This is a genomic window from Duganella sp. CF517 (genome assembly GCF_900110275.1).
Taxonomy (GTDB): Bacteria; Pseudomonadota; Gammaproteobacteria; order Burkholderiales; family Burkholderiaceae_D; genus Rugamonas.
In genome coordinates this window covers 1-1,109 of sequence record NZ_FODC01000030.1, presented here as the reverse complement: position 1 = coordinate 1,109, position 1,109 = coordinate 1, and the positions used below count along the sequence as shown (strand labels likewise).

The window sequence follows — 1,109 nt, the reverse complement described above, 5'->3', positions numbered from 1 at the left end:
GGTAATCCCCCCAGCAAATGATCGCGTTTAAAAGTAGAATTTTCTAAACTCAGATTTTTTGAAAGTTCTGCATGAAGACGTCCCGTTTTACCGATAGCCAGATCATCGCCATCCTCAAGCAAGCCGAGGGCGGCTCGCCGGTTCCTGAGCTGTGCCGCGAGCACGGCATCAGCAATGCCACGTTCTACAAGTGGCGCTCCAAGTTCGGCGGCATGGATGCCTCGCTGATGGCCCGCATGAAGGAGCTGGAAGATGAAAATCGTCGCCTGAAAAAGATGTATGCCGAGGAGCGTCTGAAGGCCGAGATCGTTGCGGAGGCCTTGGCAAAAAAGTGGTGAAGCCATCTCGCCGACGTGAGATGGCGCGCCACTATGTTGAGGCAGGCCGCATGAGCATCAAGGTCGCTTGCCTGGCTTTTGGCATCAGCCAAACCTGCTATCGCTACGAAGCCAAGCTGAACGCGGAGAACGAAATCATTGCCGATTGGTTGGTGCGCCTGACCACTAGCGAGCGTAACTGGGGCTTCGGACTGTGCTTCTTGTACCTGCGCAACGTGAAGTCGTTCGGCTGGAACCATAAGCGCGTATACCGGATCTACCGAGAACTGGAATTGAACCTGCGGATCAAGCCGCGGCATCGCCTGGTGCGGGAAAAACCGCTGCCGCTGGCCGTGCCCACGCAGATCAACCAGACCTGGTCGATGGACTTCATGCACGACCAACTTGCTGATGGCCGAAGCATCCGTTTGTTCAACGTGATCGACGACTACAACCGCGAAGGACTCGGGATCGAGGTCGACTTCTCGCTGCCTTCTGAACGGGTGATCCGGTCGCTCGACAGGATCATCGAATGGCGAGGCAAGCCACTGGTCATTCGTTGCGATAACGGCCCAGAGTACATCAGCGCCGTGACGCTGGCCTGGGCCGCCAGGCGCGGCATCCGCATTGACTTCATCCAGCCCGGACAGCCGCAGCAGAACGCCTATGTCGAGCGCTATAACCGCACGGTGCGCTACGATTGGCTAGCCCATCACTTGTTCGACACGCTCGATGAGATACAAGATTTTGCAACCCGATGGCTATGTACTTACAATCACGACCGGCCGAACA

1 protein-coding gene is annotated in these 1,109 nt (G+C 56.6%); it reads left to right on the top strand.

The features are described 5' to 3' along the window. Nucleotides 1–71: 71 nt before the first annotated feature. A protein-coding gene (locus tag BMX85_RS29845; RefSeq protein ID WP_229210740.1) for an IS3 family transposase occupies nucleotides 72–1,109 on the top strand; the annotation gives its coding sequence in 2 pieces (ribosomal slippage) (nucleotides 72–333 and nucleotides 333–1,109; 1,039 coding nt annotated over the 2 pieces). This gene is flagged as partial in the annotation.